This window comes from Streptomyces sp. NBC_01707 (assembly GCF_041438805.1).
Classification (GTDB): Bacteria; Actinomycetota; Actinomycetes; order Streptomycetales; family Streptomycetaceae; genus Streptomyces.
The window spans coordinates 1,490,012-1,510,554 of the sequence record NZ_CP109190.1 but is presented as its reverse complement, the minus strand read 5'-3'; the positions used below and the strand labels follow the sequence as shown (position 1 = coordinate 1,510,554).

19 protein-coding genes are annotated in these 20,543 nt (G+C 68.9%); 10 read left to right on the top strand and 9 right to left on the bottom strand.

From position 1 onward, the window contains the following. Nucleotides 1-41: 41 nt before the first annotated feature. Both OG963_RS07000 and OG963_RS06995 read right to left on the bottom strand, forming a co-directional pair. Nucleotides 42-551, bottom strand: coding sequence for a methylated-DNA--[protein]-cysteine S-methyltransferase (locus OG963_RS07000; protein ID WP_371798656.1), 510 nt, complete (start codon nt 549-551; stop codon nt 42-44). Between the two features lie 327 nt (nt 552-878). Further along, complete coding sequence (locus OG963_RS06995) at nt 879-2,366, bottom strand: PLP-dependent aminotransferase family protein (RefSeq protein ID WP_371798655.1); 1,488 nt, start codon at nt 2,364-2,366, stop codon at nt 879-881. Nucleotides 2,367-2,464: 98 nt separating this feature from the next. On the opposite strand from OG963_RS06995, the gene OG963_RS06990 reads away from it, so the two are divergent. From OG963_RS06990 to OG963_RS06970, 5 genes are all read left to right on the top strand, one after another. Beyond that, complete coding sequence (locus OG963_RS06990) at nt 2,465-3,304, top strand: YitT family protein (RefSeq protein ID WP_256223295.1); 840 nt, start codon at nt 2,465-2,467, stop codon at nt 3,302-3,304. 77 nt (nt 3,305-3,381) lie between these two features. Then, on the top strand, nt 3,382-3,729 hold the full coding sequence (locus tag OG963_RS06985; protein WP_093770357.1) for a VOC family protein: 348 nt from the start codon (nt 3,382-3,384) through the stop codon (nt 3,727-3,729). A 171-nt stretch (nt 3,730-3,900) separates the two neighbouring features. After that, the gene (locus OG963_RS06980) at nt 3,901-4,110 is read left to right on the top strand and encodes a ferredoxin (protein WP_093772103.1); all 210 of its coding nucleotides are present in this window, start codon (nt 3,901-3,903) and stop codon (nt 4,108-4,110) included. Continuing rightward, entirely contained in the window at nt 4,107-5,489 is a 1,383-nt protein-coding gene (locus OG963_RS06975) for an NAD(P)/FAD-dependent oxidoreductase (protein WP_093770358.1), read from the top strand. Before OG963_RS06980 ends, OG963_RS06975 begins: the two co-directional genes overlap by 4 nt. Nucleotides 5,490-5,501: 12 nt before the next feature. Continuing rightward, nucleotides 5,502-6,722 carry a cytochrome P450 gene (locus tag OG963_RS06970; protein WP_371798654.1) on the top strand — a complete coding sequence of 407 codons (1,221 nt, stop codon included), beginning with the start codon at nt 5,502-5,504 and terminating at the stop codon, nt 6,720-6,722. Between the two features lie 65 nt (nt 6,723-6,787). On the opposite strand, the gene OG963_RS06965 is transcribed toward OG963_RS06970, so the two are convergent. Continuing rightward, nucleotides 6,788-8,305 carry a glutamate synthase subunit beta gene (locus tag OG963_RS06965; RefSeq protein ID WP_371798653.1) on the bottom strand — a complete coding sequence of 506 codons (1,518 nt, stop codon included), beginning with the start codon at nt 8,303-8,305 and terminating at the stop codon, nt 6,788-6,790. A gap of 88 nt (nt 8,306-8,393) precedes the next feature. Beyond that, nucleotides 8,394-9,014: an L-threonylcarbamoyladenylate synthase gene (locus OG963_RS06960; protein WP_030924662.1), complete on the bottom strand. Its 621-nt coding sequence runs from the start codon at nt 9,012-9,014 to the stop codon at nt 8,394-8,396. 219 nt (nt 9,015-9,233) lie between these two features. Between OG963_RS06960 and OG963_RS06955 the strand changes: the two genes are divergently transcribed. After that, entirely contained in the window at nt 9,234-10,652 is a 1,419-nt protein-coding gene (locus OG963_RS06955) for a DEAD/DEAH box helicase (RefSeq protein WP_371798652.1), read from the top strand. Nucleotides 10,653-10,836: 184 nt separating this feature from the next. On the opposite strand, the gene OG963_RS06950 is transcribed toward OG963_RS06955, so the two are convergent. Then, nucleotides 10,837-11,274, bottom strand: a complete 438-nt coding sequence (locus OG963_RS06950; RefSeq protein ID WP_030924666.1) for a hypothetical protein — start codon at nt 11,272-11,274, stop codon at nt 10,837-10,839. Between the two features lie 484 nt (nt 11,275-11,758). Here OG963_RS06950 and OG963_RS06945 point away from each other — a divergent pair, with 484 nt between their 5' ends. Together OG963_RS06945 and OG963_RS06940 are read left to right on the top strand one after the other, a co-directional pair. After that, nucleotides 11,759-12,652, top strand: coding sequence for a MerR family transcriptional regulator (locus OG963_RS06945; protein WP_319326223.1), 894 nt, complete (start codon nt 11,759-11,761; stop codon nt 12,650-12,652). Nucleotides 12,653-12,895: 243 nt separating this feature from the next. Continuing rightward, nucleotides 12,896-13,828, top strand: a complete 933-nt coding sequence (locus OG963_RS06940; RefSeq protein ID WP_319738395.1) for an NADP-dependent oxidoreductase — start codon at nt 12,896-12,898, stop codon at nt 13,826-13,828. A gap of 38 nt (nt 13,829-13,866) precedes the next feature. Here OG963_RS06940 and OG963_RS06935 read toward each other — a convergent pair whose 3' ends face one another. Next, complete coding sequence (locus OG963_RS06935) at nt 13,867-14,811, bottom strand: TauD/TfdA family dioxygenase (RefSeq protein ID WP_093770366.1); 945 nt, start codon at nt 14,809-14,811, stop codon at nt 13,867-13,869. Between the two features lie 572 nt (nt 14,812-15,383). On the opposite strand from OG963_RS06935, the gene lpdA reads away from it, so the two are divergent. Then, entirely contained in the window at nt 15,384-16,796 is a 1,413-nt protein-coding gene (gene lpdA, locus OG963_RS06930) for a dihydrolipoyl dehydrogenase (RefSeq protein ID WP_030924678.1), read from the top strand. A gap of 207 nt (nt 16,797-17,003) precedes the next feature. Here lpdA and OG963_RS06925 read toward each other — a convergent pair whose 3' ends face one another. Then, nucleotides 17,004-17,471: a nuclear transport factor 2 family protein gene (locus OG963_RS06925; protein ID WP_093770368.1), complete on the bottom strand. Its 468-nt coding sequence runs from the start codon at nt 17,469-17,471 to the stop codon at nt 17,004-17,006. A gap of 221 nt (nt 17,472-17,692) precedes the next feature. Here OG963_RS06925 and OG963_RS06920 point away from each other — a divergent pair, with 221 nt between their 5' ends. After that, a complete protein-coding gene (locus OG963_RS06920; protein ID WP_093772107.1) occupies nt 17,693-18,643 on the top strand; it encodes an aminoglycoside phosphotransferase family protein in 951 nt (316 codons plus the stop codon). 54 nt (nt 18,644-18,697) lie between these two features. Here OG963_RS06920 and OG963_RS06915 read toward each other — a convergent pair whose 3' ends face one another. After that, nucleotides 18,698-19,492 carry an SDR family NAD(P)-dependent oxidoreductase gene (locus OG963_RS06915; protein ID WP_093770369.1) on the bottom strand — a complete coding sequence of 265 codons (795 nt, stop codon included), beginning with the start codon at nt 19,490-19,492 and terminating at the stop codon, nt 18,698-18,700. Between the two features lie 154 nt (nt 19,493-19,646). Further along, nucleotides 19,647-20,474: an aldo/keto reductase gene (locus OG963_RS06910; protein ID WP_371798651.1), complete on the bottom strand. Its 828-nt coding sequence runs from the start codon at nt 20,472-20,474 to the stop codon at nt 19,647-19,649. Between the last annotated feature and the right edge of the window lie 69 nt (nt 20,475-20,543).

Sequence of the window (20,543 nt, the reverse complement as noted above, 5' to 3'; positions counted from 1 at the left end):
GGGGTGTGGGCCGCGCCGCCGTCGGCGGTGGCTGCCCGTTGTCAGACGAGCGTCGGCTGCAGGGCGCCCTCGTGCGTGAGGAGCTGTACCTTCCGCTCCACGCCGCCCGCGTAACCCTGCATCGAACCGTCGGCACCGATCACGCGGTGGCAGGGGCGCACCAGCAGCAGGGGGTTGGCACCGACCGCACCGCCTACGGCCTGCACCCGCTCACGCGGCAGGCCGAGCCGTTCGGTCAGCTTGCCGTAGGTGGTGGTGGCGCCGTACGGGATGGCATCCAGGGCGTCCCACACCTGCTGCTGGAATTCGGTCCCGGCGGGTGTGAACTCCAGGCGGAACGTGGTCAGTTCACCTGTGAAGTACGCCCGGATCTGCCGTTCGGCCTCGGCAAAGGCGGCTTCGTCGTGCCGGCCCTCGTGGACGACGGGAGCTTTCTTCATGCCCTGCACGGACAGTGAGGTGATCGCCGTGCCGCCTGGTGCGGTGCCGGACTCCTCGCCCACCAGGAGCAGTTGGCCGAGCGGGCTGTCGATCACGGTGTGGACCCTCATGGTCGTGGTCCCTTCGTCTGGATGTTTCCGTTCTGCTCTCACAGCCTGAGGTCCTCGGGCGCGAGAAGCTGGCGGTAATCGGACGCCGCGCTGTGAGTTGCCGTAGGGGCCGGATCCCACGACATCGAAGGGGCTCGTCGCGGCGCCCCGACGGCCGCTGTGCGAGGCCACGGCGAGCAGATCCACTTGCAAGTGGCTGCGCCGTTTCAGCGAGATGGTGCACGGGGACGAGCTGGGCACGGTACGGGCCGCAGGATTACTTGCCGAAATGGCAAGTCCGCAGACGGTCCAGCGGTGACGCGACGGACTCGGGTGAGTGGATTGCCGTCAGGCGACCCAGTGCGGCCGTCGGCCGGCGGACGAGGGCGGAAGGCCGTCGGCGAGCGCGGTGGCCATGCGGCGCACGGCCTCACGCAGGGTGTCGGGAGGCGTTGTGTACGGGATGCGGAGGCGCTGTTCGAAGATGCCGGGGTCGGTGGCGAAGTAGGCGCCACCCTCGATCCGCACCCCGTAGTCCAGGGCGTGCTCGGCCAGCGGAGAGGCGATGGGCTCACCCAGATCGACCCACAGCGAGAGACCGCCGGGTGGCAGCTGCCAGGTCCATTGCGGAATGTGCTCGGCCAGGGCGGCGGCGAGGGCGGCGCGCTGCTCGCGCAGGTGTTCCAGGCGCGGCGGCAACAGCTCCCCGGCCCGAGCCAGCAGGGCGAGGGCCAGGAGCTGGTCCAGGACCGAGCCGCCCATGTCGGTGGCGATCCGTTGGCCGGCGAGCTCGGTCACCAGCCGCGACGGGGCGCGCAGCCAGCCGATGCGCAGACCGCCCCAGTGGGTCTTGCTCATCGAGCCGATGGTGATGACCTGTCCGGTCCCACCGCGCGTGGCGTGGGCGGCGAAGGGCAGCGGGGCCGGGACGTCGAGTGCGAGGTCGGCGAGGGTTTCGTCGATGACCAGCCAGGTGCCGGAGCGCTCAGCTGCGCGCAGAATGCGGACGCGCTCGTCATCGGGCATGAGGCAGCCGGTCGGATTGTGGAAGTCGGGGATCAGATAGGCGAGTTGAGGAACCGCTTGGCGGAGGGTCGATTCGACGATCTCGATGTCCCAGCCCGTATCGGTCACCGGGACCGACACCGTACGGAGGTGGGCGCGGCGCATGGCCTCCAGGGCGTTCGGGTAGGACGGATTCTCGACCATGATCCGGTCGCCGGACCGGCACAGCAGCCCCATGACCAGTGTGAGTGCGTGCTGGGCGCCGGAGGTCAGCAGGATCTGTTCAGGCACGGTGGCCAGGCCGCGCCGAGTGAAACGCTCGGCGATGGCGGCGCGCAGCTCCGGAAGACCGTAGGGGTGGTAGCCGGGCGTGTGGGCGTGCTCGGCCAGCCGAGGGGCGACCTGGGCGAGGGCATCGACGAGCGTCTGTTCCGGCAGACCGGGGGCGGCCCTGGCCAGGTCGATCGCGGTGTCCTGCGGTCCGAGGAGCCGGGTGATGCCGCTGGGTGTACGGCCTTCCGGCAGGGCCGTCCAGGTACCGGAGCCCTGACGGCTGTGCGCGTAGCCGCTCTCGCGCAGCAGGTCGTACACAGCGGTGACGGTGGCTCTGCTGGTGTTCAGAGCGGTGGCCAGCTCCCGTTCGGCGGGCAGTCTGACGTGCAACGCGATCCGTCCGTCCAGGATCAGCGCGCTGATCGCCTGCGCCAGGTGGCGGTAGGCGGGCCTCATTCCGGTCGGGTCGGGCAGCAGCGCGGCGAGCTGTCGGCTCCCCAGGGTCCGGCCGGTGCGGTTCACCCGGTCCACCGGCTGGATCGCATTCGAGTCGGCCATACCACTCTCCCCGGATTGGCCGTGTTGTCTGGGCCAATCACTGTACAGACTCGCCGCCTGTGGCCTTGGGCCACCCGAACTCGCTGGAGGCGACTGGTATGGAGCAGAAGAACACGGACCGCCGCGAGCGCGAATTCCGGCGCCGTCACGAGGAACGCACTGCCGCTCCGCCGGTGCCCATGACGCGTCCCTCCCCGCCGCCCCTCACGTACGTCCCGTTCGGCGAGCACCTGCGCAGGCGCCTTCCCCAGCTGTTCGTCGGCCTCGCCCTGTACGGGTTCAGCCTCTCGCTCACGGTGCGCGCCTCGCTGGGCGTCAATCCCTGGAGCGTCCTCAACGAGGGTCTGGAGCAGCACACCTCCCTGAGCTTCGGCACGATCACAGGCGCCGTCGGTGTTCTCGTGCTCCTGCTGTGGATCCCGCTCAGGCAGAGGCCGACGTTCGGCACCGTCGCGAACATCGTCGTCCTGGCGGGCTCGTCCGACCTCGGCCTCCTGCTCATCCCCGAGAACCTCGGATTCCCTGCCCGGGTCGGCCTGCTCGTCGGGGGTGTCTTCCTCAATGGGTTGTCAGTCGCCGTCTACGTCGGCGCGCGCTTCGGCCCAGGCCCCCGTGACGGGTTGATGACCGGGGTGTCCGCCGCAACCGGGCACTCCATCCGGCTCGTCCGCACCCTGATCGAGATCACCGTGCTCGGCGTGGGCTGGCTGCTCGGCGGGAGCGTGGGCGTCGGCACGGTGCTGTACGCCCTCGCGGTCGGCCCGACCACGCAGTTCTTCATGTCGTGGTTCGCCTACAGGAGCACTGCCGAACGCACCCCGGCGGAAGCACGATCCGGGAGGGCCACTCCGACTGCACCGGTCAAGCCTGAGAGGGACGCGCGGAAGCGGCTGAATGACGGTGACTCAGTCACCCCTGTTCGGGGCGAGGGCCCATAGCCTGGAGCCCGTTGAGAGAGCGCGTGCCCGAGGTTTCCTGGGCGGCTCATAGACATGATTGCTTCGTGGAGGCTCTGATGGCCGTTCGCCGTGTCGTGCCCAACATCCAGTCGGAAGCCGTACAGGAGAGCCGCGCCTTCTACGGTCTGCTGGGCCTCGAAGAGGTCATGAACCATGGCTGGATCATGACGCTTGCCTCTCCCTCCGCTCCGACGGCACAGGTCAGCTTCATGACGGACGACAGGACCGCACCGGTCGTGCCCGACATGAGCGTCGAGGTGGACGATGTGGACGCGGCATACGCGGTCGTGCGTGACAGCGGTGCGGAGATCCTGCACCCGTTGCAGGACGAGGAATGGGGAGTGCGCCGGTTCTTCGTCCGTGACCCCAACGGTCGGGTCGTCAACGTGCTGGGCCACCGTTAGGGGCCGTCGCGGCTGCCGTTCCGGTAAGGGCGCTTCCCCGATGCGCGGTCTCCCCAGCCGCCGCCCTTCCTGACCCGTCCGTCCGCGGACCCGGATGGACCAGCATCGTTCGCGTCGCCCGCCGGCAGGCATTAGGAAGAGATGACGGGTGGCAGGGAGGAGTGGGCCGGGATGCAGATCGTTGTCGACCTCAATCGCTGCCAGGGGTATGCGCAGTGCGTCTTTCTCGCACCGCAGGTGTTCGAGTTGCATGGCGAGGAGGCCCTGATGTTCACGCCGACCGTGCCCGAAGACCAGCATGCGCGCGTCCGCCGGGCAGCGGCGGCCTGCCCGGTACAGGCCATCCTCGTCGGCGAGCTCGCGGGCGTCGGCGCTCCGTGAGCGGCGTCGGCCGGATCGTCGTCGTCGGTGCGTCGTTGGCCGGTCTCCGCGCCGCCGAGACGTTGCGTGACGAAGGCTTCGCCGGGTCACTGACCCTTGTGGGGGAGGAACCCCACCCTCCTTACGACAGACCACCGCTGTCCAAGCAGGTGCTGCTCGGGCGGGTGCACGCGCACGACGTCGGTCTGCCGAGCCGCCGCGAGGTGGACGCGCGATGGAAGCTCGGTGTACGTGCCGTCGGGGTCGATCCGATCAAGAAGCGGGTGCTGCTCGCCGACGGCGAGGAACTTCCCTTCGACCGGCTGCTGATCGCCACCGGGACCCGGGCCCGCCCCTGGGCGAACTCGGACGAAGCCCGCCTGGACGGCGTACTCACCCTGCGTACGAATGACGACGCGGCCCGCCTGGCCGAACTCCTCGATGCCGGTCCGCGCCGGGTCCTGGTGATCGGCGCCGGATTCATCGGCTCGGAGATCGCGTCAGCCTGCCGGGAACGCGGTCTCGACGTGACGGTCGCCGAGCGCGGACCCTCGCCTCTCGTCGGCGCGCTCGGCGGGACACTCGGCAGCTATGCGGGGCGGCTGCAGCGTGCACACGGGGTCGACCTGCGCTGCGGCGTGACCGTCACCGCTCTGAAGGGCAGCAACGGCCGGCTCACCGGTGCCGAGTTCTCCGACGGCCGCCGGATCGACGCCGATGTCGCCGTGGTCGCGTTGGGAGCCATCCGCAACACCGAATGGCTGGACGGATCAGGTCTGGCCGCGGGCCCTCGAGGCGTCGCCTGCGACGCGGGGTGCCGCGCCTTCGACATGTACGGGATCGTGACCGACGACGTCTTCGTCGCCGGAGACGTGGCCCGCTTCCCGCATCCCCTCTTCGAGTACCAGATGCTCTCCCTCGAACACTGGGGCAACGCGGTCGCACAGGCCGAAGTGGCGGCCCACAACATGATCAGCCCGGGACCGGGCAGGCGCCCGCACCTGTCGGTGCCCGCCTTCTGGTCCAGCCAGTTCGGCCTCAACATCAAGTCCGTGGGCGTACCGACCTTCTCCGATCAAGTGGTCATCGCCCAGGGCTCGTTGCGCGAGGACCGGTTCGTTGCCGTCTACGGCTACCGGGGACGTGTCACCGCGGCGGTCAGTGTGAACCGCGCCAAGTGGCTGGAGCACTACCAGTACCTCATCGAGACGGCGGCACCGTTCCCGCCCGCCCCGGGTGCCGCCGACCGGTCCGGCTCATCCGCGCCCGTCCCCTCCGACGTGCCGTCCCCCCAACTGCTCTCGCACGGTCCGACCGTGGCTCTCACCGGTCATCTGCCGGACCGGCACCTGATTCTGGTGCGGGCCGAATCACCCCCGACCGCCGCCCACGCTCGATGAGGAGCCCCACGCATGCCCCCGGACACGCTCTTTGAACGCATCACCGACTACGCGAACCGCGCCGACCCGTATCCGCTCTACGCAGAACTCCGCGAGAACGGCGTGTCACAACAGGGCGACGGAAGCTTCCTGGTGGGCACCTACCATGAGATCGCCGCCCTGCTCCACGACCCGCGGATCAGTTCGGACCTGCGTAACCGAACGGAACCGGACCCGCTGCTGGCCAGGTCGGACGACATGCCGCCGGCCTTCATCGGCGTCGACGACCCCGAACACGACCGGCTCCGCCGCATCGCCATGCGTCCTTTCGGTCCGCCGCACACCCCGGGACGGATCGACGCCCTGCAGGGCGACATCACCCGGATCGCCGAGGATCTGATCCAGGCGTTCCGGGGCAAGGACCGGATCGACCTCGTCGACGATTTCGCCTACCCGCTGCCCGTCACCGTGATCTGCGGGCTCCTGGGCGTGCCCCGGGACGATGTGCCCCGCATCCGCGCCTGGACGAACACGATCATCGCCGGCTTCGACTTCAGTCACGGTGAGGACCCGGAGCAGCGTCGGCAGTCGGCCATGCAGGCGCGGGACGAAATGGCGCACTACCTGGGGGATCTCGCCGAAGAGCGTCGTGGCCACCCGTCCGGCGACATGCTCTCCGCCCTGGCCAACGACGAAGGGCCCGAAGGCCGTCTCACCCAGCCGGAACTGATGGCCACAGCCGTACTGCTGCTCATCGCCGGACACGAGACGACCGTCAACCTGATCACCAACGGCATGCTCACCCTCCTGCGCCACCCCGACATGCTGGCGAAGTTGCGCGCCGCGCCCGAACTCATGCCGAGGGCCGTGGAGGAACTGCTGCGCTACGAGCCTCCCGTCCAGTTCCTGCCACAGCGCTCACCGCTCACGGATATCGAAGTCGCGGGGGTCACCATCCCCAAGGGTGCCTCTCTGATCCTTGTGCTGGCCTCCGGCAACCGGGACCCACTGAGGTTCGACGACCCGGACCGTTTCGACCCGATGCGTGAGGACAATCAGCACTTCGGCTTCGGCAGTGGCATCCACAACTGCTTCGGCGCCCCGCTCGCCCGTGTCGAAGCACAGATCGCGCTCACTGCGCTCGTGCGCAGCCTCGACGACCCCCGCCTGGTCGAGGACCCACCCCCGTACCGGCGCAGTCCCGTGCTGCGCGGTCCCCGGCATCTCATGATCCAGCACGCCGCAGGAACGTAGGCGGAAGGGGCGTCGCGGCTCCGGCCAGGCAGTGATCTTGAGGGTGGGCACGGGACCGGCGGCGCTCACGCCACCATGGGGCGGTCGCTCGGGGCGACGGGGGCCGGCAGCTCTGTGCAGCCGCTCAGATAGCGGTCCGCCGCGGCCGCGGCGGACCGTCCTTCTGCGATGGCCCACACCACGAGGGACTGGCCACGTCCCGCGTCGCCGGCGATGAAGACCCCTTCCGTCCCGGTGCGGACCGTCGGCTCGGGGCTCCGGGCCCGCTCCGCCGTTTCGGCGGCGAAGCCGGCATCCCGGGCGAAGTTGCCCCGGTCGTCCAGCGTGAGCGCGAGCTGCTTCATCAGACCGGTGCCCCGTTCGGGACCGTAGAAGCCGAGCGCGAGCAGGACCAGATCCGCCGAGATCACGTGCTCGGTCTCCGGCCGCGGCCTTCTGCCCTCGGGTTCCACTTCCGCCAGGCGTAGGCCGCGCACGTGGCCGTGCCGGTCCCCTTCGAGACGGAGGGTGGCGGAGGAGAAGACACGTGGGTCCGCACCGTCCCGTTCCCGGCCCTCCGCATGCGCATGGGAGATCCGGTAGACCTTCGGATACGTGGGCCAGGGCTCGGTGTCCCGCCGGGCCTCGCCCGGCTCCGGATTGATGTCCAGCTGCACCACGGACGACGCGCCCTGACGCAGGGCGGTGCCCAGACAGTCCGAGCCGGTGTCCCCGCCTCCGATGATCACCACGTGCCTGCCCTCGGCCGTGACGGGGGACGAGACGTAGTCGCCCTCCCCGACCCGGTTGGCGAAGGTCAGGTAGTCCATGGCCTGATGGATGCCGTGCAGGTCCCGGCCGGGGACAGGCAGCTCCCGTTGTCCCCTGGCTCCGACGGCCACGACCACCGCGTCATGACGTCTTGTGAGCTCGACGGCGTCGAGATCGCTGCCGACGTCGACACCCGTGCGGAACTTCGTGCCCTCCGACCGCATCTGCTCGATGCGGCGGTTCAAGTGCTGCTTCTCCATCTTGAACGCGGGTATGCCGTAGCGCAGCAGTCCACCGACGCGGTCGGCGCGCTCGTACACGGCGACGGTGTGACCGATACGGGTGAGTTGTTGTGCTGCCGCCAGTCCGGCCGGTCCGGAGCCGATGACGGCGACGGTCTTCCCGCTGAGCCGCTCGGGTGGTCGTGGTGGCGCGTACCCGCGCGCCCAGATCTCGTCCGCGATCGCCTGCTCGACGTTCTTGATCGTCACCGGATCGGCATTGATGGTGAGCACGCAGGCGTCCTCACATGGGGCCGGGCACAGCCGCCCGGTGAACTCCGGGAAATTGTTCGTCGCGTGCAGTCGCTCGGCGGCGGCCCACCAGTCGTTCTTCGCCGCGTACGCGTTCCACTCGGGGATCAGATTCCCCAGCGGACAGCCGCTGTGACAGAAAGGTATGCCGCAGTCCATGCAGCGCCCCGCCTGCTCGGACACGAGCGGAAGCCGTGCCTGCCCCGCATAGACCTCCCTCCAGTCGCCCAGCCGTTCCTCGACGGGGCGCGCCGGAACAGGCCGGCGGGGAACTTTGAGAAAGCCGTGGGGGTCGGTCATGCTCCGCCTCCATCGCCCAATTGCGGTGTACCGGCGTTTTGCTCAGCGTACGCCTGGTTCATCCCGCTTTCATCAGGCTGTGGAACGGCTACTCGAAGCGTGTGGTGTCGCCTGCTCCTCGGCGTACGATCTCCGCTTCGCCGTCGGAGAAGTCGATGACCGTGGTCGGTTCGGTACCGCAGTCTCCCGAGTCGACCACGGCATCCACCACGTGGTCGAGCCGCTCCTTGATCTCCCAGCCCTGCGTCAACGGCTCGTCCTCGTCGGGAAGGAGCAGAGTGCTGGACAGCAGCGGCTCACCGAGCTCGGCGACCAGGGCCTGAGCGACAGCATGGTCGGGAATACGGACTCCGACCGTCTTCTTCTTGGGGTGCAGCAGCTGGCGCGGCACCTCCTTCGTCGCAGGGAGGATGAAGGTGTAGCTGCCGGGCGTGGCCGCCTTGATCGCGCGAAACACGTCGTTGTCGATGTGCACGAACTGGCCCAGCTGCGCGAAGTCCTCGCACACAAGGGTGAAGTGGTGACGATCGTCGAGGTTACGGATCGACCGGATGCGGCTGATGCCGTCACGGTTGCCCAGCTGGCATCCCAGGGCATAACAGGAGTCCGTCGGGTACGCGACGAGCGCACCGGAGCGGATGCTGTCAGCCACGCTGCTGATCGCGCGCCGCTGGGGATTGTCGGGGTGCACGTCAAAGTACTTTGCCATCCGCCGAGCCTATGCGATCCGGGCAGTCGTGGTCAGGGACTGCATCGCAGTGGTGAGCTGGACGGCCCCTCCGGCGCCTGCGCATTCACGCTCCTGATGAGCACCGGCTGCTACCGTTGACGCTCTCCATCATCTTCACTTGCCCGTTCTTGCGGTTTGCCGGCTTCTCCGTCTGCCGGGAATTCCCCGATACGTGCCGCACATCGAGGAAGGCTCCCCATGACGCGCTCAGCCCGCACGAACGCCCCGACGGGTGAATTCGCCCTGCCGGACACGGTCACCCCGGCCCTCCCGGCTGCGGCGGCCTTCGCCGACCTGGACCTGCCGCTCGCCCTGCTGGAGACGCTCACCGGCCTCGGCGTGCACCACCCGTTCCCGATTCAGGCCGCGACGCTGCCGAACTCCCTCGCCGGCCGGGACGTCCTTGGTCGCGGGCGCACCGGATCGGGCAAGACTCTGGCCTTCGGCCTGGCGCTGCTCACGCGGATCGCGAGCCGGCGTGCGGAGCCGAAGCAGCCGCTCGGGCTGATTCTCGTCCCCACCAGGGAGCTGGCCCAGCAGGTCGGCGAGGCGCTGGCACCGTACGCCCAGGCTCTGAAGCTGCGGATGGTCACAGTGGTCGGAGGGATATCGATCGGCAGGCAGGCCGGTGCGCTGCGGGCCGGGGCCGAGGTCGTCGTAGCGACCCCCGGGCGCCTCCACGACCTCATCGAGCGCAAGGACTGCCGTCTGGACCGGGTGCGTATCATCGTGCTGGACGAGGCCGACCAGATGTGCGACATGGGATTTCTGCCCCAGGTCACCGAACTGCTCGATCAGGTGCGCCCCGACGGGCAGCGCATGCTGTTCTCGGCGACCTTGGACCGCGATGTCGACCTGCTGGTCCGCCGCTACCTCCACGACCCGGTGGTCCACTCCGTCGACCCGTCGGCGGGGGCGGTCACGACGATGGAACACCATGTGCTGACCGTCCACGGTGCCGACCGGTACGCGGTCACGACCGAGATCGCGGCCCGCGACGGCCGGGTGCTGCTTTTCCTGGACACCAAGCATGCGGTCGACCAACTGACCAAGCATCTGCGGGCCAGCGGTGTCCGTGCGGCCGCGCTGCACAGCGGAAAGTCCCAGCCCCAGCGCACGCGCACCCTCGCCCAGTTCAAGAACGGTCAGGTCACCGCGCTGGTGGCCACCAATGTCGCCGCCCGGGGCCTGCACGTGGACGACCTCGACCTGGTGGTCAATGTCGACCCGCCGAGCGACCACAAGGACTATCTGCACCGTGCAGGGCGCACCGCCCGTGCCGGTGAGTCCGGCAGCGTCGTCACCCTGGTCCCTTCGAGCGGGCGCCGCGAGATGAGCAGGCTCATGGCTGACGCCGGCATCACGCCGAAGATCACCGCGGTCCGCTCGGGCGAGGCGGGACTGAGCCGGATCACCGGTGCCCGGACGCCCTCCGGCGTTCCTCTCGACGGCGGTCCTGCCGCAGCGCGCCCGAAGAGCGGCAACGCCCCGTTCCGCGGCATCGGCACCCCCCGGGGCGAGTCCGGGCGCACCGGTGGCGGGTCCCGTCGGGGCGGGGACGCCCGCAAGATGGCCGAGGCCCGCAGGGCCGCACGGGTGCGCCGCGGCTCCGAGTAGGCGCCTGGCGGTAGAGACGCAGGTCAGGCGCCTACTTCGGGTCTGCAGGGGGCAGGGAGCCCGGTTTCTTCGGGCAGTGCGACACGAGGAGATTCTTCGTCCGCCGGCGGTACGAGTGGCACAACTCCGCCGAGTGCGGTAGGCGCCCGTCGAACGCGCTACGTCGAGTGACGTGGGCCGACCGTCAGTTCCAGAGCCGGTACGTCACTTCTCTCGGCATCTGTGGCGGCTTGTGGCCGGTGTAGACGAGGTGCAGCTGGGTGTAGTGCTGCTTCCCAGGATGCTTCTGCCATTGCTCCGGGCGATCGAGCCTGACGGCCACCGGGTACGAGTGGAACTTTCCTGCAGCACAGTAGGGCCGGCAGTCGTTCAGTACGTTGAGTCCGCGGCCCGTGGCGACGTTCGGTTTCCAGGACGACCACCGGAGCGCGGTGAGGATGCTGTTGCCGTCCCCGCAGGCGATCAGGAACGTGCGTGGGCGTGCTTGTGGATCCGAGAAGCAGTCGACGACCACGGTGTCGGGTGACTTCGGCTTCGTGGAAGCCGAAGCCGGTACGACTGCTGTTGCGAGGGACATCACGGTACAGATCAGGACGGTTGTCTTCAGTTTGAGTCTCTGCATATCCGCTCCCCGGCAGTCTCTCTCCGCGCCCATGAGGCCTTGTTACGTCCTGCCCGCTCCGCGGTGCGGGCCGCGGAATCCGGAGCAGGCGCCCGACGGCGCCTGCGGCCTCTCCTCAACGCATGTTCCGCTATCGACGCTACGGCCGCGCCCGGTGACGCACCACCCACACAGGTAACAAATTCGCAAAGTAGTAAATATGCACCCATCTGACTCGCCTCCTCCCGGCTCCCGCGCCGAGAGGGATGGCCACTCCTCAGGGACCGGGGACTTGCATGAACGGGCAATGACCGGATCGATGAACAAGTGGTGCGTCGCTGCTGCGTGAGCGGCACCCGGACCAGGCAGGGCGGTCCTTGGTGAGGTGGACGCCGAGTGGGACAGTCAACCGGCGTTTCTCGGAGAGGAGTTGACCGTGACTTTGCCGCGCACGCCATTCGCCGTGGCGGGCGAGGCAATGGTCCGGAGCGCACAAAGGTGGGCAGTGCTGCGCACTGTGTTCCTCAGCCGGATCGGCGAGGCCCAGGAGCGGGTCCGTCCCGGCGGCCGCCTGGGGAGCGCCCTTGAACCTCCCGCGACGGGAGGTTCTAGCGTGGTCGACGTGATCGGGAAGGACACCACCGGACGACGGTGGAGCATCGGAGACCTCGCGCACGCGAGCGGGCTGACCGTGCGCGCGCTGTACCACTACGACGAGATCGGTCTGCTGAGCGCGAGCGAGCGTACCGCCTCAGGGCACCGCCGCTACACCGAAGGTGATCTGCGGCGGCTGTACCGGATCCGGGCGCTGCGTGCCCTCGGGCTGTCGCTGGAGCAGATCGCGGGCGTGCTCGAGGACTCCTCGTCGGACGATCTGCTGTCGTTGCGCGACCTGCTGGCCGATCAGCTTCGCAACTTGCAGGAGCAGGCCGAACACATCGACCGGCTCCGTAACCGGATTCACGGCTTGGTGCGTCAGCTGGACGAATCGTCGATGCCCGATCCGGATCAATTCATGACGACCTTGGAGATGATCTCGGTGTACGAGACCGGTTTCACGCGGGAGCAGCGGGAGCAACTGGCCGAGCGCAGGGCCGAACTCGGCCCTGACGCCGTGGAGGCGGCCAAGAGCCGATGGGCGGAGCTGGTCGAACAGCTTCTCGGCCATGTGCGGGACAACACCCCCGTCGACGATCCGCAGGTGCAGGACCTCGTCCGGCGCTGGGACGAACTGGGTGCCACGTTCCACGCCGTCGGCGAGCAGGGCGAACGTACCAAGGCCGCGGCTCGGCGCATGTGGCAGGACAACAGCGCCGAGCTCGGCCGGAGTCTGCCCTGGCCCGCAGACCGGATGACCGCTCTGGTCGGCTATCTGGAACGGGCGCGGCAGGCCCGCTGACCGGTCGGCCCGGCGACACGTGGCCGACTCCCCATGGCTCGGAGGAGATGTCGTGCCCGCGGCCGACTTGCGCCGATTCTCGGTCCCTGCGTGCAGGACGCGCGGAAAGGACGACGTCAGGATCCACCGCCACCTGCGGGAACCGATGCCGGGATCCCGATGGAAGATCGCATGCATGGCCTGGCACGGAACGGCGGCGACCGGCACGCTGGTCCCATGACGAACAACACCGACCAGGCCACCATGCGCGCGATCAGTCAGGACGCCTACGGAACCCCGGACGTACTCAGGGAAGTCCGGCTCCCGAAACCCGTCCCGGGCCCGAGCCAGGTTCTGGTCGCCGTCCGGGCGGCCGGCGTCAACCCCACCGACTGGAAGCACCGGGCGAACCCCAGGTTCCTCGACCGCCTTCCGCTCGTTCTCGGCTGGGACGTCTCCGGCGTCGTCGAGGCCGTCGGCTACGGAGTCACCCTCTTCAAGCCGGGCGACGAGGTCTTCGGCATGCTGCCGTACCCGTACGGCGTCGGCTCCCACGCCGAATACGTGATCGCCCCCGCCCGTGCCCTCGCCCACAAGCCGGCCGGCATCGATCACGTCCAGGCGGGCGCACTTCCGCTCGCCGCCCTCACCGCCTACCAGGCACTCGTCGACACCGCCGAGGTCCGGGCCGGGCACCGCGTCCTCATCCACGCCGCCGCCGGCGGCGTCGGCCACCTCGCCGTGCAGATCGCCAAGTCCCTCGGCGCGTACGTGATCGGCACCGCGAGCGCGCCCAAGCACGACTTCGTACGCGAGATCGGTGCGGACGAAGTCATCGACTACCGCACCGTCGACTTCGCCGACGCCGTCCGGGACATCGACATGGTCCTCGACCCCCTTTCCGGTGAGACCCGCGCCCGTTCCCTCGACGTACTCCGCCCCGGCGGCATCCTCGTCTCCCTCCTGGACGGCGGCTCGCCGCAGGAGGCGGCGAAGGCAGCCGAGCTGGGCATCCGCGTCGAGACACTCCTCGTCGAGCACGACCACGCGGGCATGGAGGCGATCGCGGATCTCGTCGAGGCCGGCTCTCTCCGCGCCCATGTCGAGGCCACCTTCCCCCTCGGGGATGCGGCCAAGGCCCACGAGCTGGGGGAGACCGGCCGAACGACCGGCAAGATCGTCCTGGTCGTGGAGTAGCCCGGTGCTGCCGGGGTCCACCGTGCTCGGCCTGTCCGTCAGGACGGCGGGTGCCGGTCCTGGTCGGTGTTCAGCCAGAGCCGGACGAGGTCACGGCGGCGCTCCGGCTCCGGGTGGTCCACGTACTCGGTGCGGCTGTGCAGGGTGACGTGGTTGTTCAGGAACTGCATGTCGCCCGCGCGCAGGTCCATGGCGAGCATGAAGCGGCGATCGTCGTTCAGGCGGTCGAGCAGTTCCATCGCCTCCAGTTGTGCAGGGGTGAACGGTGGCACGTGGGCGCCGCGCAGCGCCGAACGCATGTAGTCAGGGCCGTAGGACGTGGACAGCCGCCCTGCACCGTCCACGGTGTAGACGGGGCTCTCATGGAAGCTGTCGGGGCCGTCCCCGGAGCGTCGGTCGCGCCACCAGGGCCGGTACAGCACCTCTGCCAGATCGGGGCGGGTGCGCACGACCTCGTTGTGCACCGCCACCGAGCTGACGATGCAGCTGAGACCCCCGGACTTGGCCGGCCGGACGCACAGCAGAGCGACGACGTCGTTCGGGTCGGCGTGGTAGCCGAGCCGCCCGCTGTGCTGGTAGCTGTGACTCGTCGAGCCCGTCGGGACGACGCCCAGGTCGCGTACATGCTGCACATGCTTTCCAGGACCCTGCGGGACGGTGCTGCCGACGTGTCGGCCCACTCCCAGGGCGAGGATCTCGCATTGCCGCTCGTTCAGATCGGCGACGGGCGTGTCCTGCAGCAGCACGAAGCCGCGGCCGTCCATCAGCTCGTCGACGATCTGGTGGAGCAGGGGACCGAGCGTCGGCAACGGAAAGTCCTCGCGTGAGAACTCGGCGAGCCCGAGGCCGGCCGACTCCACGGCGCCGACCGCGGCGCGCAGTTCTGCCTGATGGACGGGGCTGAGTACGACCCGCCAGTCGTCGTTCTCGGCGACGTCGGCGCCACACCAGCCCGCTCCGCGTACTTCCGCGATCACTGTCATGCCGACCCCGACCCCGATCCCGAACCGGGTACCCCCGCGGGCACGCTCCTCGGTGCAGGCTTCCTTGTCGGCAACGATCGTGGACGGCTCGGAGTGCCCTGACGGATCAGGCCGGCACCGGCGTCCGCCAGGAGGTCGACGGGCGGTCCGGCGCGCGTGGGAGCAGAGGCGGATGCTGTGACCACGGACCGACCAGGTTCCTGCCAGGGGCCGAACCCGGTCTGCGCACGGCGACCCGGCCGGGTGGACCGGGCAGCTCGTGCCGTATTCCACCCGACCGGGGGTTGCGCCGCCGTGCGGCGGTACGGGAAGCGGCGGGCGAGAGACGGAGCGTCCGCGCAACCCGCGTGCCGAGCCGATCCGGCTGAGGGAGCATGCTGCTGGGGCCCGAGGACGAGCGACGATGTGACCGGCCGGCCGATCGCCCGCATCGTCTTCCGGGTGATCCCTCACGCGGACGGGTGTGTCGGAAACCGCGGCCGCCCGGCCGGTGCACAGGCTGTTCGACCAGGATGAGTCGGTTCTCACGGTGGCCGGAGCCGATCCGATCCCCGTCAGAAAGGAAATTTTCCATGGATGACCAAGGTGAGCGTTTCGACGTCGTCGTACTCGGAGCAGGCCCGGGCGGATATGTCGCCGCCATTCGAGCAGCCCAGCTGGGCAAGCGCGTCGCCGTTGTCGAGGCCAAATACTGGGGCGGCGTCTGCCTCAACGTCGGTTGCATCCCCACCAAGGCCTTGCTGCGCAACGCCGAGCTGGCGCACATCGTCACGCGCGAGGCCAAGACCTTCGGCATCAAGGTCGAAGGGCAGGTTTCCTTCGATTACGGTGAGGCGTTCCGGCGCAGCCGCCGTGTCGCGGACGGCCGGGTCAAGGGTGTCCACTACCTGATGAAGAAGAATGGGATCACGGAGATCAGCGGCCGTGGCACCTTCGTGGACGCGCACACGCTCGACGTGGCCCTCTTCGACGGCTCGACCCGGACGATCGGCTTCGACCACTGCATCATCGCCGCCGGAGCGACTCCGAAGCTGCTGCCCGGGACCCGCCGCACCTCACGAGTGGTGACGTACGAGGAGCAGATCCTCGCTGAAGACCTGCCTCAGTCCATCGTGGTCGCCGGCGCCGGGGCCATCGGTGTCGAGTTCGCGTACGTCCTGCACAACTACGGTGTGAAGGTCACCGTCGTCGAATTCCTGGACCGGATCGCACCGCTGGAAGACGCCGACGTGTCTGCCGAACTGGCACGGCAGTACAGGAAGTTGGGCATCGACGTGCTCACCTCCACGCGTGTCGACTCGATCGACGAGTCCGGCCCGCAGGTCCGCGTCACGGTCATCGGCAAGGACGGCGCACCGAAGGTGCTGGAGGCCGACAAGGTCCTGCAGGCGATCGGCTTCGCGCCGAACGTCACCGAGTACGGCCTGGAGAGCACCGGCGTACGCGTCACCGAGCGCGGGGCGATCGACATCGACGGCCGCTGCCGCACATCCGTACCGCACATCTACGCGATCGGCGACGTCACCGCGAAGCTGATGCTCGCGCACGCCGCCGAGGCGATGGGCGTGGTCGCGGCGGAGACCATCGCGGGAGCCGAGACCATGGAGCTCGACTACCCGATGATCCCGCGCGCCACGTACTGCCAGCCGCAGGTTGCCAGCTTCGGCTGGACCGAGGCGCAGGCACGGGAGAAGGGCTTCGACGTCAAGGTGGCAAAGTTCCCCTTCACCGCGAACGGCAAGGCTCACGGACTGGGCGACACGACCGGCTTCGTGAAGCTGATCAGCGACGCCAAGTACGGGGAGATCATCGGCGCGCACCTGATCGGCCCCGACGTCACCGAACTGCTGCCCGAGCTCACCTTGGCCCAGCAGTGGGACCTGACGGTCCACGAGGTGGCACGCAACGTCCACGCGCACCCGACGCTGGGCGAGGCGGTCAAGGAGGCCGTGCACGGCCTCGCCGGGCACATGATCAACATGTGAGGCGGCGGCGCCCCACGCTGCGCCCGGATTCCGTCGGCTCCGCCCCCGGGTCCGGGAAATACCCTGAATCCGTCCCGGGCGGCGCCTCGCCCGGCGGTGGCCGCCGCCTGCCCGCCTCCTGCGACCCTCCCGGTCGGGCGCGGCAACCGCATCGCCGGACGTGGCGCGGCCCACAACGCTTCCGGCGCCGCAGGAGCGGCTCCGGGGTCAGAACCCGAGGTCGCTGAGACCGGGATGGTCGTCGGGGCGGCGACCGAGCGGCCAGTGGTACTCGCGGTCCGTTTCCTTGATCTGCAGGTCATTGATGCAGGCGTGCCGTACGGCCATCAGCCCGTTCTCATCGAACTCCCAGTTCTCGTTGCCGTACGAGCGGAACCAGTTGCCGGAGTCGTCGTGCGACTCGTACGCGAACCGCACCGCGATCCGGTTGCCGTCGAACGCCCACAGTTCCTTGATGAGCCGGTAATCGAGCTCGCGGGCCCACTTGCGCCTCAGGAACTCGACGATCTCGTCACGTCCCGTCACGAACTCCGCCCGGTTGCGCCAACGCGAGTCCTCCGTATAGGCCAGGGCCACCTTCTCGGGGTCACGCGTGTTCCAGCCGTCCTCTGCCTGGCGGACCTTCTCGATGGCGGTCTCCCGTGTGAACGGGGGGACGGGCGGGCGTGCGGTCATGACTGCTCCTTCAGGACTGGTCGCTCGGACTTCGACGCTAGGGCTGCCTGTACCCTCCTGCCAGTCGACTGCACCCGCATCGGACGGCGATTCACGGCACCACTCGGTGCAGGAGTGGGACGGGCGGCGGGGCGCAGCGAAGTGCCCTGCGATGTGCGCCGGCGTGGCGAAATAAGTTGACGGGCCGGGCTCCTGGGGCATTTCTTTGGCGGATGGTCAAGATGCATGCTGATCAGACGGACATCGACACAGACCTCGTCAGGCGGCTGGTCGGTGGCCGGTTTCCGCAGTGGGCGGATCTGCCGGTCGAGCGGCTCACCTCCGGGGGCACCGTCAATGCGGTCTACCGGCTCGGCGACGCACTGACCGTCCGGCTCCCCCTCACGGAGGGCGGCGCCAAGGATCTGGAGCGGGAGCAACGGTGGCTGCCCAGACTCGCCCCCGGTCTGCCCGTCATCATTCCGACCGTGGTCGCAACGGGGGAGGCCGCCGAGGGATATCCGTGGGCCTGGTCGGTGCACCGGTGGATCGAAGGCGAAAGCCCGGTCGAGGGCCACCTCGACGAGCCTGAGCTCCTCGCGTGCGATCTGGCCGGGTTCATCAAGGCCATGCGCAACACCCACGTCGAAGGCGGGCCCCTCGCCTACCGGGGGTCCCCGCTGGCGAAGGTCGATGCGCAGACGCGCGCCGCGATCGAGGGACTGCGCCACGCCGAAGAGGACTTCGACGCCGACGTGGCCATGGCTGCCTGGCAGGACGCGCTCGCCGCGCGGCCGTGGAGCGCAGCACCCCGCTGGGCACATTCCGACCTCATGCCGAGCAACCTGCTCGTGGCCCGAGGCAGGCTCACCGCTGTGCTCGACTTCGCCACCGTCGGCGTCGGTGACCCCGCCTGTGACCTGATCCCTGCGTGGAACCTGCTGCCGTCCTCGGCCAGGGACGTGTTCCGGGACGCCGTGGACGTCGACGACGCGACATGGGCGCGCGGCCGTGGCTGGGCCCTGGCCATGGCCGTCATCCAACTCCCGTACTACCGCGACACGAACGCGATCATCTCCGCCAACGCCCGCCACGTCATCCGTGAGGTACTTGCTTCCCAGGGCGCTGATCGGCACGAGACGCTGCGCGGAGACAGAACCCGCGGGGGACCACGTCGAACATCGACCGCCTGAGCGAGGTCACTCTCACGAGACAGGCGTTGCGGGGACCCTGGCGTCCGTCACCTGTCAGGGGAGGATGGAGTCGACATATCCACCGTCCGCGCGCACGGCCCCTCCGGTCGTGGCGGAGGCGAGGTCCGAGCTGAGATATACGGCCATGTTTGCGATCTCTTCCGGCTCGATCAGTCTCTGCAGGAGTGACTGCGGCCGGTGCTTGAGCATGAACTCCCGCTGCGCTTCGTCCCAGGGAAGACCGGGGTCGACGAGTTGGTACACAAAATCCTCGACGCCCCGGGTGTGAGTCGGCCCGGCGATGATCGAATTGACGGTGACTCCGGTACCGGCGGCGTCCTTGGCGAAACCCCGCGTGACAGCGAGCAGAGCCGTCTTCGACACGCCGTAGTGAATCATCTCCACCGGGGTGACCACGGCCGAATCGCTTGCGACGTTCAGGACACGCCCCCAGGAGCGGTCCTTCATGGCGGGGAGATAGGCGCGGATCATCCGGACTGCGGAAAGAACGTTCACGTCGAAGTACTGACGCCACGCCTCGTCGCTGATCTCCAGGGCAGGGGTCGCCCCGAAGATGCCCAGATTGTTGACCAGGACGGCGACGTCCCGGGCAGCGTCGGTGACCTGCCGGGCGCCGTCCTCGGTGGTGACGTCTCCGGGCGCGGCGACGAAGGAGTCGCTGTCCGTCTCCCGCCGCAGTTTCTCGATGGCATCGTCCACGGACTGCGGGCGGCGTCCGTTGACGGCTACGCGGGCGCCGGCCCGGGCCAGCCCCGCGGCAATGGCAAAACCGATACCTTGCGTGGATCCGGTGACGAGCGCGGTCCTGCCGGTGAGATCGATGAGCACGGTTCCTCCTCGGACACGTGATGGGTGCGACACGACTTGCCGCCGCCGGTCGGTGTGACGGTGTTCGGATGCCGACAGCAGCCGACGAGCGTGCGACGGGCAAACCCGTCCGCCCGTCCTTGGCGAGTGTCGCCCATCGGCCTTCGCGTATCCGCTAATTGAAGCTGTCGGGGTCGGGACCGGTCCGGGTGCCGTTGTCGAGGGCGGCGATGGCCTGGGCGTCGGCGTCGGTGAGTTCGAAGTCGAAGACGTTCAGGTTCTCGCGAATGCGTTCGGGCGTGACGGACTTGGGGATGACGACATTGCCGAGCTGCAGGTGCCAACGGAGGATGACCTGCGCGGGGGTCATGCCGTGGCGCTCGGCGATGGTCGTGATCGCCCGATCCTTGAGCAGGGCTCCCTGAGCGAGCGGGCTCCATGCCTCGGTGACGATGCGGTGCTGGGCGTGGAAGGCGCGCAGCTCGCTCTGCTGGAGCCGAGGGTGCAACTCGATCTGGTTGACCGCGGGGACGCTGTCGCTGTGCTCCATCAGGCGCTGCAGGTGAGCGGGCTGGAAGTTGGACACGCCGATGGCACGTGTCCGCCTCTCGGCGTGGATCTTCTCGAGGGCGTGCCAGGTGTCGAGGTACTTGTCCCGTGCCGGGGCGGGCCAGTGGATGAGGTAGAGATCCACATAGTCCAGGCCGAGCCTGTTCAGTGAGGCGTCGAAGGCCCTCAGGGCATTGTCGTAGCCCTGGTCCTCGTTCCACAGCTTGGTGGTGACGAACAGGTCCTCGCGGGGGATGCCGGACGACGCCAGAGCCCGGCCGACGCCGGTCTCATTGCCGTAGACCGCTGCTGTGTCGATGCTCCGGTAGCCGCAGTCGAGGGCGGTGGTGACGGCGGTGGCGGTTTCGTCGTCCGGAATCTGGAAGACGCCGAAACCGAGCTGCGGCATCACGACACCGTTGTTGAGCGTGACGGCCGGAGTGGGAATGCTCATGGCGCCGATCCTTCCGCGTCGAGGATCGGCGACGACGGCATGGCGCGTGCAGGGGATCGGGAAAGACCC

Excerpts from the sequence above, each read along its gene's own strand:
- OG963_RS07000 (WP_371798656.1), bottom strand. The coding sequence starts at position 551 with ATGAGGGTCCACACCGTGATCGACAGCCCGCTCGGCCAACTGCTCCTG.
- OG963_RS06995 (WP_371798655.1), bottom strand. The coding sequence starts at position 2,366 with ATGGCCGACTCGAATGCGATCCAGCCGGTGGACCGGGTGAACCGCACC.
- OG963_RS06990 (WP_256223295.1), top strand. The coding sequence starts at position 2,465 with ATGGAGCAGAAGAACACGGACCGCCGCGAGCGCGAATTCCGGCGCCGT.
- OG963_RS06985 (WP_093770357.1), top strand. The coding sequence starts at position 3,382 with ATGGCCGTTCGCCGTGTCGTGCCCAACATCCAGTCGGAAGCCGTACAG.
- OG963_RS06980 (WP_093772103.1), top strand. The coding sequence starts at position 3,901 with ATGCAGATCGTTGTCGACCTCAATCGCTGCCAGGGGTATGCGCAGTGC.
- OG963_RS06970 (WP_371798654.1), top strand. The coding sequence starts at position 5,502 with ATGCCCCCGGACACGCTCTTTGAACGCATCACCGACTACGCGAACCGC.
- OG963_RS06965 (WP_371798653.1), bottom strand. The coding sequence starts at position 8,305 with ATGACCGACCCCCACGGCTTTCTCAAAGTTCCCCGCCGGCCTGTTCCG.
- OG963_RS06960 (WP_030924662.1), bottom strand. The coding sequence starts at position 9,014 with ATGGCAAAGTACTTTGACGTGCACCCCGACAATCCCCAGCGGCGCGCG.
- OG963_RS06955 (WP_371798652.1), top strand. The coding sequence starts at position 9,234 with ATGACGCGCTCAGCCCGCACGAACGCCCCGACGGGTGAATTCGCCCTG.
- OG963_RS06950 (WP_030924666.1), bottom strand. The coding sequence starts at position 11,274 with ATGCAGAGACTCAAACTGAAGACAACCGTCCTGATCTGTACCGTGATG.
- OG963_RS06940 (WP_319738395.1), top strand. The coding sequence starts at position 12,896 with ATGCGCGCGATCAGTCAGGACGCCTACGGAACCCCGGACGTACTCAGG.
- OG963_RS06935 (WP_093770366.1), bottom strand. The coding sequence starts at position 14,811 with ATGACAGTGATCGCGGAAGTACGCGGAGCGGGCTGGTGTGGCGCCGAC.
- lpdA (WP_030924678.1), top strand. The coding sequence starts at position 15,384 with ATGGATGACCAAGGTGAGCGTTTCGACGTCGTCGTACTCGGAGCAGGC.
- OG963_RS06925 (WP_093770368.1), bottom strand. The coding sequence starts at position 17,471 with ATGACCGCACGCCCGCCCGTCCCCCCGTTCACACGGGAGACCGCCATC.
- OG963_RS06920 (WP_093772107.1), top strand. The coding sequence starts at position 17,693 with ATGCATGCTGATCAGACGGACATCGACACAGACCTCGTCAGGCGGCTG.
- OG963_RS06910 (WP_371798651.1), bottom strand. The coding sequence starts at position 20,474 with ATGAGCATTCCCACTCCGGCCGTCACGCTCAACAACGGTGTCGTGATG.